Source organism: Chryseolinea soli (assembly GCF_003589925.1).
GTDB classification, from domain to species: Bacteria; Bacteroidota; Bacteroidia; order Cytophagales; family Cyclobacteriaceae; genus Chryseolinea; species Chryseolinea soli.
Genome location: NZ_CP032382.1, coordinates 3,046,644 through 3,063,335, shown reverse-complemented (window position 1 = coordinate 3,063,335; position 16,692 = coordinate 3,046,644). Strand labels below are relative to the sequence as shown.

The 16,692-nt window shown below is 51.7% G+C and carries 16 protein-coding genes and 3 tRNA genes; 12 read left to right on the top strand and 7 right to left on the bottom strand.

Translation table 11 applies throughout. The features are described from left to right. Window positions 1-414 precede the first annotated feature (414 nt). From D4L85_RS13210 to ilvA, 6 genes are all read left to right on the top strand, one after another. Entirely contained in the window at window positions 415-1,302 is an 888-nt protein-coding gene (locus D4L85_RS13210) for a branched-chain amino acid transaminase (protein ID WP_073133401.1), read from the top strand. A gap of 95 nt (window positions 1,303-1,397) precedes the next feature. Further along, window positions 1,398-3,080 carry a dihydroxy-acid dehydratase gene (gene ilvD / locus D4L85_RS13205; RefSeq protein ID WP_228450944.1) on the top strand — a complete coding sequence of 561 codons (1,683 nt, stop codon included), beginning with the start codon at window positions 1,398-1,400 and terminating at the stop codon, window positions 3,078-3,080. Beyond that, window positions 3,055-4,812 (top strand): biosynthetic-type acetolactate synthase large subunit, encoded by a 1,758-nt coding sequence (ilvB, locus tag D4L85_RS13200; protein WP_119754747.1) that lies wholly within the window; start codon window positions 3,055-3,057, stop codon window positions 4,810-4,812. The genes ilvD and ilvB overlap by 26 nt, the downstream gene beginning before the upstream one ends. A 49-nt stretch (window positions 4,813-4,861) precedes the next feature. Further along, window positions 4,862-5,155, top strand: coding sequence for an ACT domain-containing protein (locus tag D4L85_RS13195; RefSeq protein WP_119754746.1), 294 nt, complete (start codon window positions 4,862-4,864; stop codon window positions 5,153-5,155). 66 nt (window positions 5,156-5,221) lie between these two features. Further along, a complete protein-coding gene (gene ilvC / locus D4L85_RS13190; RefSeq protein ID WP_119754745.1) occupies window positions 5,222-6,292 on the top strand; it encodes a ketol-acid reductoisomerase in 1,071 nt (356 codons plus the stop codon). A 68-nt stretch (window positions 6,293-6,360) separates the two neighbouring features. Beyond that, complete coding sequence (ilvA, locus tag D4L85_RS13185) at window positions 6,361-7,614, top strand: threonine ammonia-lyase IlvA (protein ID WP_119754744.1); 1,254 nt, start codon at window positions 6,361-6,363, stop codon at window positions 7,612-7,614. A 71-nt stretch (window positions 7,615-7,685) separates the two neighbouring features. Here the strand turns inward: ilvA and D4L85_RS13180 are convergent, their stop codons facing one another. The 5 genes from D4L85_RS13180 to D4L85_RS13165 form a co-directional block, all read right to left on the bottom strand. Beyond that, entirely contained in the window at window positions 7,686-8,216 is a 531-nt protein-coding gene (locus D4L85_RS13180; RefSeq protein ID WP_119754743.1) for a GNAT family N-acetyltransferase, read from the bottom strand. Between the two features lie 158 nt (window positions 8,217-8,374). Beyond that, window positions 8,375-9,535, bottom strand: coding sequence for an FAD-dependent monooxygenase (locus D4L85_RS13175; protein WP_119754742.1), 1,161 nt, complete (start codon window positions 9,533-9,535; stop codon window positions 8,375-8,377). Further along, entirely contained in the window at window positions 9,532-9,681 is a 150-nt protein-coding gene (locus D4L85_RS34410) for a hypothetical protein (protein WP_160143704.1), read from the bottom strand. The genes D4L85_RS13175 and D4L85_RS34410 overlap by 4 nt, the downstream gene beginning before the upstream one ends. Before the next feature lie 462 nt (window positions 9,682-10,143). Continuing rightward, window positions 10,144-10,779 carry a peroxiredoxin gene (locus D4L85_RS13170; RefSeq protein WP_119754741.1) on the bottom strand — a complete coding sequence of 212 codons (636 nt, stop codon included), beginning with the start codon at window positions 10,777-10,779 and terminating at the stop codon, window positions 10,144-10,146. 130 nt (window positions 10,780-10,909) lie between these two features. After that, on the bottom strand, window positions 10,910-11,356 hold the full coding sequence (locus D4L85_RS13165) for an RrF2 family transcriptional regulator (RefSeq protein ID WP_119754740.1): 447 nt from the start codon (window positions 11,354-11,356) through the stop codon (window positions 10,910-10,912). 88 nt (window positions 11,357-11,444) lie between these two features. On the opposite strand from D4L85_RS13165, the gene D4L85_RS13160 reads away from it, so the two are divergent. The 6 genes from D4L85_RS13160 (at window position 11,445) to D4L85_RS13135 (ending at window position 14,101) form a co-directional block, all read left to right on the top strand. Further along, window positions 11,445-11,516 (top strand) — tRNA-Thr (locus D4L85_RS13160). Between the two features lie 74 nt (window positions 11,517-11,590). Continuing rightward, entirely contained in the window at window positions 11,591-12,346 is a 756-nt protein-coding gene (locus D4L85_RS13155) for a hypothetical protein (RefSeq protein WP_160143703.1), read from the top strand. Between the two features lie 193 nt (window positions 12,347-12,539). Next, complete coding sequence (gene crcB / locus D4L85_RS13150) at window positions 12,540-12,920, top strand: fluoride efflux transporter CrcB (RefSeq protein ID WP_073133423.1); 381 nt, start codon at window positions 12,540-12,542, stop codon at window positions 12,918-12,920. A gap of 71 nt (window positions 12,921-12,991) precedes the next feature. Next, window positions 12,992-13,075, top strand: a tRNA-Leu gene (locus tag D4L85_RS13145). Between the two features lie 61 nt (window positions 13,076-13,136). Then, window positions 13,137-13,218 (top strand) — tRNA-Leu (locus tag D4L85_RS13140). 316 nt (window positions 13,219-13,534) lie between these two features. Next, window positions 13,535-14,101: a hypothetical protein gene (locus D4L85_RS13135; protein WP_160143702.1), complete on the top strand. Its 567-nt coding sequence runs from the start codon at window positions 13,535-13,537 to the stop codon at window positions 14,099-14,101. A 62-nt stretch (window positions 14,102-14,163) separates the two neighbouring features. Here D4L85_RS13135 and D4L85_RS13130 read toward each other — a convergent pair whose 3' ends face one another. Together D4L85_RS13130 and D4L85_RS13125 are read right to left on the bottom strand one after the other, a co-directional pair. Beyond that, window positions 14,164-15,435 (bottom strand): NADase-type glycan-binding domain-containing protein, encoded by a 1,272-nt coding sequence (locus D4L85_RS13130; RefSeq protein WP_119754737.1) that lies wholly within the window; start codon window positions 15,433-15,435, stop codon window positions 14,164-14,166. Between the two features lie 91 nt (window positions 15,436-15,526). Then, window positions 15,527-16,306, bottom strand: coding sequence for an XRE family transcriptional regulator (locus D4L85_RS13125; protein ID WP_228450875.1), 780 nt, complete (start codon window positions 16,304-16,306; stop codon window positions 15,527-15,529). Window positions 16,307-16,692: the final 386 nt, after the last annotated feature.

Genomic DNA, 16,692 nt, shown 5'->3' with positions numbered 1-16,692 from the left:
CCAACGCGATGCCCTTCCCAAAACAACAAAAAAACATCCCTTCCGTACCTCAAAAAACAACGGCCACCACAGGCAAAATTAACCCCTTAACTAACACCCGTACGGAGTAGCTAACATTCGTTATTGATGAAATTTCAAATATTTTTGGTAAATAACTTGAACCTTAGTCGATAATTTGTGACCATTGTACTCGCACAAAATTATATGTCGAATTCAACAACAATATCAGAACGCAGCATGAACCTTTCAAGGTCCATGGCTTCCCTGTTTTTGTTGCTTCTAATCGTCGTGATCGTGGTCAAACCCGCAGGGGCGATGGTGATATAGCATAACGAACTAAAAACTCACGAACCGCCCCGATAGCCTCGGGGCGGTTTTGTTTTATACAGGCTAAAACAAACTAACAATTGTTATATGTATTACACGAAAGACACGATCCTTTTCTTGAATGGTAAGTTCATAAAAGCGGTTGATGCTCACACCGACCTCTACAGCCAGACACTGCATTATGGCTTCGGTGCATTCGAGGGCATCCGTGCTTACCAGTCACTAAACGGCGTCAAGATCTTTAAGGCCTTCGAACACTTCGAACGCCTGCGCAAAAGCTGCGCGCTCGTGGGCATTCCCTTTCAGTACGAAACCGAAGAACTGGTTCAAATCGCTTACCAACTCCTCGAAAGAAACAACCTCTCCGACAGCTATATCCGCCCGCTGGTCTACTGTGGTCCCAACATGACCCTCACCCAACCCCAGGATGTGTTCCTGATGATGTGCGCCTGGGAATGGGACAAATACCATGGCGACAAGCTGCTCAAGCTTTGTGTTTCCTCCTACCAGCGCCCTAACCCCAACTCCCTGAAAATGGAAGCCAAGGTCACCGGCCATTACGTGAACTCGATCCTCGCCACCAGCGAAGCCAAAGTACGCGGCTACGACGAAGCCCTCATGCTCGACATGAACGGCAACGTGGCCGAAGCGCCCGGCGCGAACTTCTTCCTGGAAAAGAACGGCGTGTTGTATACCCCTCCCGTGGGACACATCCTGCCCGGCATCACACGGCAAACCGTGCTCAACATCTGCCGCGAACTGGACATCCCGGTGAAGGAAAGAAATATCAGCCCTGAAGAACTGGAAAGCGCCGACAGTGCCTTCCTCTGCGGCACCGCGGCCGAGATCGCCGGCATCGAGTCCATCGACGCCAAGCCCTTCCGCAAGGAATGGTACGAAAGCCTGGGCGCCACTGTACAAGAGGCCTACAAATGCCAGGTGTTGGAGAAGTCCTTCAGCTACGTCATCATCTAACTACAACCAGATAGATGTTCGGGGAGGTGAAGTTGTCCCCACCGATAACTTCACTCGACCCGTTTTTAAAGATTTTACGATTAAACCGCAGATACATTTTGGAACTGAACAAGTATAGCAAGACCCTCACACAAGATCCCACGCTGCCCGCGGCGCAAGCCATGCTGTATGGGATCGGATTGACGGAAGAAGATTTGAAGAAGGCCCAGGTGGGCATTGTGAGCACGGGCTATGACGGCAACACTTGCAACATGCACCTCAACAAGCTGGCCGAAGAAGTGAAGACCGCGGTGTGGACCAAAGACCTCGTAGGTCTCATCTTCCACACCATCGGCGTGAGCGACGGCATGAGCAACGGCACCGAAGGCATGCGCTATTCGCTAGTGAGCCGCGAAGTGATCGCCGACTCGATCGAAACCGTATGCGGTGCGCAGTACTACGACGGCCTCATCGCCGTTCCCGGCTGCGACAAAAACATGCCCGGCGCCTTGATGGCCATGGCCCGCTTGAACCGGCCCTCCATCATGGTCTACGGCGGCACCATTGCCGGCGGCCACTGGAAAGGACAACAACTGAACATCATCTCCGCCTTCGAAGCCCTGGGGCAGAAAATGGCGGGTACCATTACGCCGGAAGATTTCAAAGGCATCATCCAAAACTCTTGCCCCGGCGCAGGCGCTTGCGGGGGCATGTACACCGCCAACACCATGGCATCGGCCATCGAAGCGATGGGGATGTCATTGCCTTTCTCGGCATCGAACCCTGCGCTCAGCAAAGAGAAATCGGCAGAGTGCATCGAGGCCGCCAACGCCATCCGCCTCCTGCTGGAGCGCGACCTGAAGCCGCGCGACATCATGACCAAGAAGGCCTTTGAGAACGCCATCACCGTGGTCATGGTTTTGGGTGGATCCACTAATGCCGTGTTGCACCTCATCGCGATGGCCAAGTGCGCCGGCGTGTCGCTCACACAAGAAGACTTTCAGCGCATCAGCGACAAAACACCGCTCATCGCCGACCTCAAGCCCAGCGGAAAATATTTGATGGAAGACCTCCACAAGATCGGCGGCGTGCCCGCGGTGATGAAATATTTGCTGAAGAAGGGCTTCCTCCACGGTGATTGCATCACCGTAACCGGAAAGACAGTAAAAGAAAACCTGGAAAGTATCCCCGACCTGGATTTCACAAAACAGGATATCATCCTGCCCTTCGAAAAAGCCATCAAGGCCACGGGCCACCTCCAGATCCTGTACGGAAACCTGGCGGCCAAAGGATCGGTAGCCAAGATCACGGGCAAAGAAGGCGATCGCTTCAAAGGACCCGCCCGCGTATTCAACGGCGAGTTTGCTTTGGTGGATGGCATCCAGAGTGGTAAAGTAAAACCCGGCGACGTGGTGGTGATCCGCTACGTAGGCCCCAAAGGCGCTCCCGGCATGCCGGAAATGCTCAAGCCCACTTCGGCCATCATGGGCGTGGGTCTTGGCAAGAGCGTGGCCCTGATCACCGACGGAAGATTTTCCGGCGGCTCACACGGCCTCCTCATCGGGCACATCACCCCCGAAGCTTATGAAGGCGGCGTGATCGCCCTCGTGGAAGACAATGATCTGATTGAAATAGATGTACAGGGTCACACGATCAACCTGCTGGTTGACGATGCGACCTTGTCCAAACGCAGAGCGGCCTGGAAGACTCCACCGCTGAACGCCAAGAATGGAATTTTATGGAAGTATGCCAAACACGTAAAAACTGCTGCAGATGGATGCGTTACTGACGAAGACTAAACTTGCCGTTGGGACGGAAACCCAACCCAAACAAAAGATCACCGGTTCCGAAGTGTTGCTTCGCAGCCTGGTGGAAGAAGGCGCCGACATCATCTTCGGATATCCCGGCGGAGCGATCATGCCGGTATACGATGCCCTCTATCACTATGCCGACCGGCTGACACACATACTCGTGCGCCACGAACAAGGCGCGATCCACGCCGCCCAGGGCTTTGCCCGCGTGTCGGGAAAAGCAGGTGTTGTGTTTGCCACCTCCGGCCCCGGTGCTACCAACCTGGTGACCGGCCTGGCCGATGCACTCATCGACTCCACGCCCCTGGTCTGCATCACCGGCCAGGTGTTTGCGCACCTGTTGGGCACGGATGCTTTCCAGGAAACCGATGTGGTGAACACCACCATCCCGGTAACGAAATGGAACATCCAGGTAACGGAAGCCAAAGATATCGCACCCGCCGTAGCACGCGCTTTCTATATCGCCAACACTGGCCGTCCCGGACCTGTTCTGGTAGACATTACCAAGAACGCACAGAACGAGATGATCGAGGAAGCGGACTACAAAAAATGCGAGAGCATCCGCACCTATAAACCGAAACCCACGCTGCAACCGACGCAAGTAGACGCTGCTGCGGAATTGATCAACAATGCCAAACGTCCTTACATTCTCGCCGGCCAGGGCATCCTGTTGTCCGGAGCGACAAAGGAATTGATCGCTTTCTCTGAAAAGACCGGCATTCCGGTAGCCAGCACGTTGCTTGGACTCGGTGCCTTCCCCACAGATCACCCGAATTATGTCGGCTTCCTGGGCATGCACGGAAACTATGGCCCCAACCTGAACACGAACGAATGCGATGTGCTCATCGCCGTGGGCATGCGTTTCGATGACCGTGTAACCGGCAACGTGAGCAAATATGCCAAGCAAGCCAAGGTCGTTCACATCGAGATCGACAAAGCGGAGATCAACAAGATCATCAAGGCCGATGTGGCCGTTCACGCCGACGCGAAAGAAGCGCTGACGGCCTTGCAGCCCAAGTGCAAAGCCAACCGTCACGCCGAATGGATCGCCAGCTTCAAAAAGCTGAACGATGAAGAATACGACAAAGTGGTTCGCAAGGAATTTTTCCCCACCAGCGAAAAACTCACCATGGCCGAAGTCATTCACCACCTCTCCAATTTCACAAAAGGAGAAGCCGTGGTCGTGACCGACGTAGGTCAGCACCAGATGACGACCTCGCGCTATTATCAATACAAAGATCCCCGCACCAACGTCACCTCGGGCGGCGCCGGCACGATGGGTTTTGCCTTGCCTGCCGCGATGGGTGCCAAGCTGGGCACACCCGCAAAACAAGTGGTGGCCGTGATCGGTGACGGTGGCTATCAAATGACCGTGCAAGAATTAGGCACCATTATGCAATACAAAATTCCCGTGAAGATCATTGTGTTGAACAATAACTTCCTGGGCATGGTGCGCCAGTGGCAACAGCTGTTCCATGGCAAGCGTTATTCGTTCACCGAGATGCAGAACCCCGACTTCGTGAAACTGGCCGAAGCCTATAGTATCCCCGCACGCAAAGTGGAGGCCCGCGACGATCTTCAGGGCGCATTGAAAGAAATGCTCGCCGCGGAAACGCCTTATTTCCTGGAAGTGGTTGTCGGCAAAGAAGACAACGTGTTCCCCATGGTTCCCGCCGGCGCCGGCGTGGCCGATGTTCTTTTGGAAGCTCCTAAGATCTAATGCTATGACCATACACACCCGCACCCTTTTAGAGACCAACACGATAACTATGAAACAGGAATTCACCCTTGAAATACATTCCGATAATAACTTTTCGGTTTTGAACCGGATCGTTAATATCCTGAATCGCCGCAGGATCAGGATCAAAAAACTGGTGGCCCACGAAGTGGAAGGCGACTTTCGCATGGGGGTGGCCGTGCTGCTGCTGTTCACCACGGCCGACATGATGGAGAAAGTGAAACACCAGCTGGAGAAGCTCATCGAAGTGGAATATGCGATCTACTATCCCGGAAGCGATCTCTATTGCGAATTGAGCGCCAAGCACAACGAACAAGTTGTATAACGCGGAAGCGATCCGGATCAAAAAAACACAACACGTAAAAAATTAAAACTTAAACAATAAATCAAAATGGCAAAGATCAATTTTGGCGGAACGATCGAAGAGGTTGTTACCCGTGAAGAATTCCCGATGGAAAAAGCACTTGACATACTGAAGAACGAGACAATTGCCATTATAGGCTACGGTGTGCAAGGCCCGGCGCAAGCCCTCAACCTGCGCGACAACGGTTTCAACGTTATCGTTGGCCAACGCAAAGGATCCAAAACATGGGACAAAGCGGTTGAACACGGATGGGTTCCTGGCAAAACATTGTTCGAGATCGAAGAAGCAGCACAACGCGGAACCGTTATCGAGTTTCTGCTCTCCGATGCCGGACAGATCGCCCTGTGGCCCACGATCAAACCTTTCCTCACCAAAGGCAAGACCTTATATTTCTCGCACGGCTTTGGCATCACCTTCAAAGAACAAACCGGCATCATCCCTCCTGCAGACATCGACGTGGTGTTAGCGGCTCCTAAGGGATCGGGTACTTCCGTACGCCGCCTGTTCCTCCAAGGCAAGGGTATCAACTCCAGCTATGCTGTGTTCCAAGACGCAACCGGCAATGCCAAACAGAAAGCCATTGCCCTTGGCATCGGCGTGGGATCGGGCTATTTGTTTGAAACTGATTTCAAGAAAGAAGTATACTCCGACCTCAGCGGCGAACGAGGAACGTTGATGGGTGCCATCGCCGGCATCTTCGAAGCACAATACGAAGTGCTGCGCGCCAACGGCCACTCGCCTTCCGAAGCCTTCAACGAAACCGTAGAAGAGCTCACGCAAAGCCTCATGCCCCTCGTCGCCGAGAACGGTATGGACTGGATGTATGCCAACTGTTCCACTACGGCACAACGCGGTGCATTGGATTGGAAAAAGAAATTCAAAGCCGCTACCCTTCCCGTATTCCAGGAATTGTACAAGAGCGTAGCCACTGGCGCCGAAGCAAAACGCACCATCGAAACTTGCAGCAAGCCCGACTACCGCGAGAAGCTGGCAGAAGAACTGAAAGAACTCCGCGAAAGCGAACTCTGGCAAGCCGGTGCCGCCGTACGTCAACTCAGACCTGAGAAGAACACGGTGGAAGCCAGCATGATCAACTAATTTTCCTTAACCGCGAAGGCGCAACGGACACGATCTTTTGATGCCTTCGCGGTTAGTATTTTATCCTTATGAAACCCACCTCACAAACATACGACCTCAACATCAACGCCGCCGCCTACGCGCTCAAAGCCGTAGCGCTGAAAACGCCGTTGCAATACCATCGCAAACTCTCCGAAAAATTTCAAGCCGAGATTTACATTAAACGCGAAGATTTGCAGGTGGTGCGCTCGTATAAATTGCGGGGTGCCTACAACCTCATCCAAAGCCTGAGCGACGACCAGCGCAAACGCGGCGTCGTGTGTGCGAGTGCCGGCAACCACGCCCAAGGGGTGGCCTTCGCCTGCAAATACCTCGACATCAAAGGCGTGATCTACATGCCCGCCATCACCCCCAAACAAAAGATCAACCAGGTGAGAATGTTTGGCGGCAACAACATCGAGATCGTCCTCATCGGCGACACGTTCGACGAATGCCAGGCCCATGCGCTGGCGTTTACCGAAGAAAATGAAATGGTCTTCATCCCGCCATTCGATCACCTGAAAGTGATTGAAGGACAAGGCACCGTAGGCAAAGAGATCCTCGACGACCTGTCGGGCATCGACTACATCTTCGTGCCCATTGGCGGTGGCGGCCTTTGTGCCGGCGTGGGTCAATATTTCAGACTCTTCTCGCCCCAAACCAAACTGGTGGGCGTAGAACCCCTGGGCGCACCCTCCATGAAAGCTGCCCTCGATGCAGGCAAGCCCGTTGTGCTCGATACGATCCAGCGCTTTGTCGACGGCGCGGCCGTGAAGAAAGTGGGCGACATCACATTCGAGCTCTGCAAAGACGTGATCACCGACTTGCTGCTGGTGCCCGAAGGCAAAGTGAGCACCACCATCCTGCAACTCTACAACGAAGATGCCATCGTGGCCGAACCGGCCGGGGCATTGTCCATCGCAGCCCTCGATCAATACGCAGCCCAGATCAAAGGCAAAAAGGTAGTCTGCGTCCTCAGCGGCGGCAACAACGACATCGACCGCATGCAGGAGATCAAAGAACGCTCGCTGCTCTACGAAGGCCTCAAGTATTATTTCATCGTACGCTTTGCGCAGCGCCCCGGAGCCCTCAAAGAATTCGTCAACGACATTTTGGGCCCCAACGACGACATCGTGCGTTTTGAATTCATCCAGAAGAATAACAAGGAAAGTGGTCCCGCACTCATCGGCATCGAAGTGAAATCAAAAGACGATTTCAACTCGCTCATTGCCCGTATGGACGGCCACAAGCTGAACTACACGCTGGTGAATCAGAACGAAAACCTGTTCGAATACCTCGTCTAACGAAAATCCTTTTCAATCTTTTTTTTGCAACCGGGGTTATATACCCGGGAATGAAATGTTCATGACCCAGGCTAGGGCATGTCGAATTCAAATGAAGGGTTTTGCCATCCCATCGGGATATCGGCTTCATACGTGCCATCGGCCATGCGGATGCGCATTTCCAACCGGCCCTCGATGCGGAAGCCAACAGATTGATATAAATGGATCGCCCTGAGATTTCCTTCGCGGGCAATCAATTCCACCTTCCCGATCTCGGGGCGGTTGCGCACAATTTCGTCCAGGTAGATGGTGAGGATCGTGCGGCCGATCTTTCTCCCCTGGAAGTCGGGGTGGACGCATACCGTCACGTCGGTAATTAAGTGTTTGAAGATCTCCAGTCCCATCGTGTAACCGTGCATATCGGCCACCAGTTCATTAGGATCATCGGGGTGTTCGGCCACCACCATCAGGCCGCGCGAAAGGCTGTTGTGAAGGATCTCGTGGATATATTCCTCCGTCACCTCATGCTCGAGCCGGGCAATGCCGTCGCGCACGCGCGATACGGCTTTATACAATCTCAACAATCGGGGTGCATCCTCTTCGGTGGCGGTACGGTAGTGCATGGGAGTAAAATGTAATGTTATGAAAAACGAAAGTATCCAAAGCAACGGAATTTTCACAGCAAAGCCCGCGAAGGTTGCTCCCTGCGCTTAGCGCTGCGCATAGAAATACATCGCCCTAAGCAACGTTTCTCTCAACACGGCACCCGCTACGAAAGCGACTATTGAAAAGAAACTTCTGAAATAAACTTGAACTGATTTTCCGTGACCCGCTGTGGTGTGAGCCGCACGGCAGCATTGCGCAGCTTGATAAGAAATGGATTCTCCAATTGCGCGATCCGCCCCAGGCGCCGCGAATCCCGGATGATGTGACGTGTGCGTCTTAGACGACGGGTTTCAAAGCGCTGAAACGCGACGATGGGTTCTGCATTTTCGGCGAGGCAATTCGCCAGGATCACCGCGTCTTCAATCGCCATACACGCACCCTGCCCCAGGTTGGGTGTGGTGGCATGCGCGGCGTCGCCCATTAACAAAATATTTCCAAAGGCAAATTGTTTCAAGGGTTTCAGGTCGATGATGTCGTTCCAGATCAACTGGGCATCTTGCGTTTGCGCGAGAACATTCCTAACGTCTGCGTGGAACGCTCCAAAATGTTTCGAGAGCTCGGCCACACCATAGGCTTTCTTCTCCTGGTCGTTTGCCCCAGCGTTGATCGTTGCAAACCAATAGATCCGTTGGCGCGACAGCGGCACAATGCCAAAACGGCTTCCGGGTCCCCATGTCTCCGAGGTCTCTTCCATGTTCAACGACGGAGGAATTTTATCGATCACAGCGCGCCAACACGTGTAGCCTGCATAACGCGGCGTACTTCCTGGCAACAACTTTTTGCGAAAGACGGAGTGAATGCCATCGCAGGCCACCACATAGTCTGTTTCCACGGAAGTGCCATCGGTAAAATGAAGCCGCACACCACTGGACGTCTGCTCAAAATCGGAGCAGCCTTTGCCTTTTTGCACCACGCCCTCGGGAAGCTGTGATAGAAGCACCTGGTGAAGATCAGCGCGGTGAATGGTGAAATTATTGGGAGCACCAAACTTGGCACTCATGCGCTCGGCATTGGCCGTCGACAATGCCTGGCCTTGCTGGTCTTTGATGATAAATTTCTTTAGTACCCTTCCCGCTTTCAACACGTCGTCGCGGATGCCGATCTGTTGAAAGGCTTTGATGGCGTTGGCTGCCAGACCGAGGCCCGCGCCAAGCGGCTTGAGCTCGGGAGCATTTTCATAGACGGTTACGGGGTAACCTTTTTTCCGGAGCGCAATGGCCAGGGTGAGGCCTCCGATGCCGCCACCGATGATAGAGAGTCTTTGGGTTTTGTTCATTCAGCTTTCAGGAGCTGCCGCTTACTTTTTTGGATGCGTTTCTGCAGGCGCTCTTCTTTGATTAATTGGTGAAGATTGTTTTGAGCAACATAAAAGCGTCTCAGATAATCATTGACGGATGGGGCGAGATTGATCCTATTTTCCATAATCGTTCAATTTTCATGTATGACAATTCTGTTGTCGTTTACCCCTATGCTTTTATTTTTTCTTTCCCCGGGGCAGAGGCATATCGGTCTTATTTACTTTTTTAATAACGCACGTTGCGTTTATGATTTTTTAAACGTTCCGCTCCATTCATCCTGCGAATCGGAGTTATGCAAACGTTTTATCGCGCGAATGGAGCGATCTGGTTTAGTGAGAGGCCTTTGAGACATCACCGGACGGCCATCGATACAACATCGTATGCCACCGGGAGGGTGAAGAATTCTGAAATTCTTCGTGCGTGTTATTACGTGCCAAACCCCGAAAGGTTATGAGCATCGTCATTTTTAACGTTCAATTCCCCTATTCAGCAGTTGGCTGGTCATTTAATGCAGGGATCCCTGGAAAAGACAAAGCCCCCCGGAAGGTAATCCGGAGGGCTCGTAGGGCTCACAATTGAAAAGATCTTAAATATTCGGTTGAGGCGTGGTTCTCAAATAAGGTTTCACGCGGGTATGGCCTTTCGGGAATTTAGTGGCGATGTCCTCGTCCTTCACCGCGGCGGTGATGATCACGTCCTCGCCGTGTTTCCAGTTGGCGGGCGTGGCCACGCTATAGTTGGCCGTCAGTTGCAGGCTGTCGATGACGCGGAGGATCTCATCAAAATTGCGCCCGGTAGAAGCCGGGTAGGTGATGGTGAGCTTCACCTTTTTATCGGGACCGATCACGAATACGGAACGCACGGTGAACTTATCCGTTACGGCCGGGTGGACCATGTCGTACAGATTGGCAATCTTAAATTCGGGGTCTGCAATCAGGGGATAGTTCACCACGGTCTTCTGGGTCTCGTTGATGTCGCCGATCCAGCGGTTGTGCGAATCCAGGGGGTCGGCGCTGATGGCCATCACCTTCACATTGCGCTTGTCGAACTCGGAGCGCAGCTTGGCTACGGCACCCAACTCGGTAGTACACACCGGCGTGAAGTCGGCAGGGTGCGAGAACAATACGCCCCAGCTGTTGCCCAGCCAGTCGTGAAATTTAATAGTGCCCTCTGTGGTCTCGGCCGTGAAATCGGGGGCGATGTCGCCTAGTCTGATTGACATAATTCAGGATTTTTTTGTGAAACAATTCGTTAAGTAAAGTATTTTGAAACTGCGCTTCGGCAGCCTAAATCTATTGAATTTATAGAGTTTAGGGTAGAAAATATTACAAAGCTTTTCGGGGGGCAAAAGTTCAGGCTTTGGCCTTTTTCTTGGCCTTCATTTTCAACTCTTTCTTAGCCAGCCCCTCCAGCGTTTCGTTCTTCAGCATCTCTACGGTGGCCATGCGTATTTCCAGGAAGGCATGGTGAAGGCTACAGGTTGCCTCGTCCTCGCACTCCGTACAGGGTTCATAGAATTTATGGGCGGCGCACGAAACCAGCGCGATGGTCCCGTCGAACATCCTCAGCACCTCGGCCAGGTTTACCGTGGCCGGATCCTGACGCAGGAAATAGCCGCCGCCCTTACCCTGTTTGCTCCCTAGCACACCCGCTCGCTTGAGTTCCAGCAGGATGGCCTCCAGGAACTTCTTGGGGATGTTACAGGCTTCCGAAATATCCTTGATCAGGAACTTCTTTTCAGGCTCCTTGGCCATGTGGACGAGGGCGTGAATGGCGTATTTACATTTCTTGGAGAGCATAATTGCGACAATTTAGTAATTTACGCAGAACGAAATGCGTTTCGATGTCGGCCGTAAACTTTCATCGATTATTTTTGCCCCCAAACAAGCCGAGGTAGCTCAGGGGTAGAGCAGCTGATTCGTAATCAGCAGGTCGTGGGTTCAATTCCCATCCTCGGCTCTTGATTATCAGTTAGTTACAACATACAGAGACATTTCTTTGTGTCTTTCTCGGGACGGCCTCATTACAGTAGCATGACATTACAATGCCATCCCCGTTTCAACATACTTACCGTCCGAGTAGTTCTGCCTTTATTGATGGTGGCCGCGTTGGTTTCCTGCCGTCGAAAAATAGAGCTACTCCACATTCAATCCCATCAAAATCTAACCCTGATCGATTCGATTGTCGTCGCCGGTGAATTGATGGAATTTCATTCTTGCGCCGACTTCATGGTGTATTACTTGGGTGAGTCCACCGACACTATCGTTCTGCCACGTCAACCGATTTCGTCACGCGTTGGCAAAGGGCAATATGGAAAGTATGAAAACGCCCACAACTGGGCGAAGATCACGCCTAACAACATCAGTATACAGGTCGATACATTGTTCCATATGCTGGAACCACATCATTTTTCTCATCCTGATGAAGAAAGTGGAAACTGGATTGTGGATTCTATAAAATATCAGAAAGCGTTTCCAATTGTCATCACGAATCATTCCGATTCTCTCCTTTATTTAGGGACGCACAACATGATTCGGCGAATGGTGCAAGAAGTGAAAGATGACCACGGCCGCTGGGTAATGCTTGATAAGGAGCAGCTTGACCTATGCGGTGTCCTAGCGAGAGATTTAATTCTCGATCCAAAAAACATGCTCATTGCAAAATTACCTCGCTACAAAGGCAACACTAAAGCAGCGTTCCGTCTGAAATTTGGATTCAAAGACGGCTACGTTTATTCAAACACATTTTGGGATTATTTTGACATGGCAAAATTGAAGCCATCGAAATAAATCGTAGTGCCTACCCTGACGCGGCGACTTCATCGGCATGGCATGGTGAAGCTCAAAGATCATTCCTCCCGTTTTTTATCCTTGTAATTTTAACGCGCAATGTTAAAATTACAAGGATGAACAAAGGCGGTCTGCAGCTTCTGGACCACATAGCTCATTTTAAAATGAAACGCCGGTTAATATCTGTATCCCAATGAACCTCTTCAAAATTCTGATAATCGCTATCGGCGGCTCCATCGGCAGCGTGGCCCGCTACCTCACGGTAAAAGGCTTAGACGAGAAAATGAACACCGCTTTTCCTTATGGCACCCTGACGGTGAATCTGGTGGGCTCTTTTTTAATAGGCCTTTTTTATGTCCTTGCCGTGCGCAAAACCGGCATGACCGAGAACTGGCGCTTGTTCCTGGGCGCTGGATTTTGTGGCGGATTCACCACATTTTCGGCCTTTGCCTGGGAGAATTTCAGCCTGTTCCAGCAAAAAATGCTCGGAACCGCGTTTCTGTACACATCGGTGAGCCTGGTGGCCGGTTTTTCGGCCCTGGCCCTGGGGGCCTGGATAGCCCGTTTTATTTAAAAGCCTTTTTGCTTAATGCTGAAAAGCTTCTTACTTTTGTCGCCCTTCGTACCTCATACGGCGAAGAAAATGCCCAGGTGGTGAAATTGGTAGACACGCTACTTTGAGGGGGTAGTGCCTTAACCGGTGTGCTGGTTCGAGTCCAGTCCTGGGCACCCAAAAACAAAAAACTCCAGTCGAGACGGACCGGAGAACCCTGAATTTTGAAAGACACTTGCCGAAGTGGTGAAATTGGTAGACACGCACGTTTCAGGGGCGTGTGGCGCAAGCTGTGGGGGTTCGAGTCCCCCCTTCGGCACATGGAAAAATCACTCTCAAAAGGAGTGATTTTTTTTTACCCCCCTTCTCGGCCGTCCATGGGCTCGGCCTCTTTTTTCTCAGCGCTCTTTTCCATCGGCTTTCTTCCTCCCTGGCTTCTGTTCATTATCCTGAGTGATTTTTGGGTGATCGGTTGCACACCGTTTCTGATATGCGCGGCATCCTTTACAACGCTTACACTACTGTAAAATCATTCTAGCAGTTAAGCTAACTATTGATTTTTGTTTATGTGGATACTGCAAACCTATTGCAGTGGCGACGGCTACATTGGGGTGAGAACCTAAACACACAACGTTATGCGTTTCATCACCCTACGCATCGCCGGCCGCATGATCGTTACGGTGGCATGCATTTTCTTATCTAGTATGGTCAGGTGCAAAAAAGATGATGATACGAAGGCCAACGCTTTCAACTTCGATGGTCGCACCAGGGGTTTGCGATCGGCTTTTCTACTTTATGCGTCTTCGCCTGATGTCAGCGGCGGAAATGGCACACGCTGTTATGAAAATACATTCATGCTTTTGTCCGCAGGTCTTGTCACCGATGGGCACACGATGACGGGGCAGGGAAATGCCATCGAGCTGACGGTCTATAATGCCACACAGGATTTGGATGCAGGAACGTACACTTTTACTGGAACAGAAAGTCCCGCGAATGTTTTTGAAATGCCGGAAGGGCGCGTACAGTTGGACGACGCGGACCCATCCTCACCACAGGGCCCGCAAGTATTCTCCTTTGCCGCGGGACAGATGGCCGTGACGCGGTCAGGACGAGATTATACCATAGACATCGCCGGATCGATCGAAGGAAAAATATTAAAAGCCCACTTCACCGGGATAATGACCGCCCTCCAAAAGAACTAACACGATCCTTTCTTTGCGCCCTTTGCCTGCCGAAGTTTTAGCGAAGGAGGGCGCAGCGTTCCCTACTCATGCGCGTTAGCCACCGTCAGCACACCCCCTGTATCTTCCACACCCACGATGCAACCATTCGCGATGAAGTTGCTTGCTCCTTTCAACCGCGTGATGGTGTAGGTCTCGAAGGGACCGTCGAGATATTCAATCTGTTTCAGCTTTGTCGTGCTCTTGTTTCCCCGGCCATCGCATATTTCAAAAGCATCACCCAAAGCGATCTTGCCGATATCTTCAAATCCTTTGTATTGACTGGAGCCCTCGGGTTTTAGAGAAGCCCAACCTTTGCCAACAATTAAAAAAGGATGGTCTTGCGTGGCCACAATTTCCCGACCATTGTCGAAAGCGTACTTCACGATGCCGTGATGCACAACTTTCGCGACTTGCTCTACCACAACAGGATGTAAGCGATTTGTTTCGGTGTTGAAAGAAAGCACTTCATCGCCTGGGGTAATGTCTTCGATGTTCCGGGTTTGGTCGTTGGCAACGGTCACCTTTGTGCCCCTTGCAAAACAATGAACATCCAATCCGTCGAAATAGATTTCGGAGATGGCGAGGTCATCGTATTTGAGTCCTTTGTATACTTCCAGGATCTCGAACTTGAGATTCCAGTCTGTTTGTGTTTTGAGTTTAGTAAAATCTTCGCGATTGCCGTTCCCGATCGGATCTACTTTGAAATGTTGTGCGGCGCGTTGATCCTTGAGATTCAAGATGGCATATGGGCGGTCGTTAACATACAGCTTCAATTTTTTTGCCCTCGCGTTGTTCTCCCAGGCAGCCTGACTTTTCACGTAGCCATTGACCACGATGATCTCTGTGATCCGGGGGTTCTCCGGCGCGAATTTATAGAGCAGGTACTGCCCGACGCCGTCGCCCGGGGCGCCTTCCACCCACGCGCTTTTATAGTTCAGGTCGTGCGCGTTGTTGGCGTCATAGACATTATCGCCTTGCGATTTCAATGTCGACGATGCACTTACGTTACTGCACATGGCGCCACAATACCAACTGCATCCGCCGCCGAGAATATCCCAGTAGTCTTCCGTGGTCTCGTCCCATTCGGAATAGATTTTCTGTTGTTCGACGGGAAGGTCTTTGAGGTTCACACCACGCTCCAGTTTGCCAGCGATCTGTTCGATGAGTTTTTGATTCTCGTGGAATTGTCGTTCGCCCTCGATGCTGAGATTGAGGTTGTCGATACGAATAGGATCAAGCGTTTTAACAGGCTGTTGCGCCCAGGCCGATTGGCCGGCGACTGCGATGAGGATACAGGCTATGCGACACATCATGGGATAACTTGTTTGGGACAGGCCAAGCTATCGAGAATACTCTACCCCTACACGTGTTAATTCGGGCAAAACTTACATCGCGCGCGTGTGCTTACTTCTTTTTCAATTTTTGCAATTCGGCCTGCAACTGCAGCACGGTGTGGGCCAAATGTTCGGTGGAGACGGTGTTGGTGGTTTGCGGGTCGGGAAACTGGTTGGTAAAGAAGGCCTTGGCTTGCCAGATCTCAAGCACTTCGGCAGCGTCGACGGAGTACGGTTCGTATTGGCGGTTGTCGGACACCAGCAGCAATTTGCCTTCCTCGGCCGTGAAATTGAAAACACGTTTGAAGACGATGCCATCTTGTTTGGTGACCAGGATGTAGAGCTTACCATTCTTTATGGCCGCAACATCTTCCATATACTCTCCAAAAATTACACTGCCCGGTTGTACCGGAAGCATGGAGTCGCCCTGGATCTCGAAGGCGCGATAGGTTCTGTTTCGGGGAAGCATGGGCACGCTGATCTTGGGGAGATCTTTTACAAACTCCACATCCTGGTAGCCGGCCAAATAACCAGCCGATGCTTTTTGCGACACCAGGTCAACGTTCTCTTTATTATTACTGTCCACTGTGATGGCCAGGATGTCTTTTCCTTTGGTGGGTGTGGCGGCCTTGCGTTCTTTTTCCGAAAGGCGGCTCAGGTCCTGACGCACGAGGGCATCGAGGTTCACGTTGAAGATCTTCGTGATGTCGAGCAAGGAAGCCAAAGGCGGGGTGGATCGTTCTTCTTCGTAGGCGCCGATAGCGGCCTGTTTGAGGCCCAATTTTTCGGCCAGTTGTTTTTGCGTCATCCCGGTTTGGGTGCGCAGAAATTTCAGGTTCTTATTGATCATTGCCATAGTTGTAAAAATACGAGGTAAGTGTTTACGAAAAACAAAGGCTAAGCACACAGGCGTGGAAAATATAACGATCTCCCAATACCCCATTCGCAGAACAGCGTCCGCGTTGCTTGACCGTTCGGGGCGATCTTCGCTGAACCGTTCCGTTAGCCCTCCAGGACTAAACCCTCCGCCGTGTAGCGGAAAGGTTTAGGCGCACAGAGTAGCCAACTTTGCAATTCTTCTTTTGATCTCCGGTACAGTATCTCCCCTATAGTTCTCCTCCTTCGCATTCCGTTTTTCCCGCCCTATAGTTAAAGCGTTCTGCCCTTCTGCTCAACATGTTTAATCCTATTCATAATACATCATACTGGTAAAGACCCTGTCCCACCTCCCGCCTT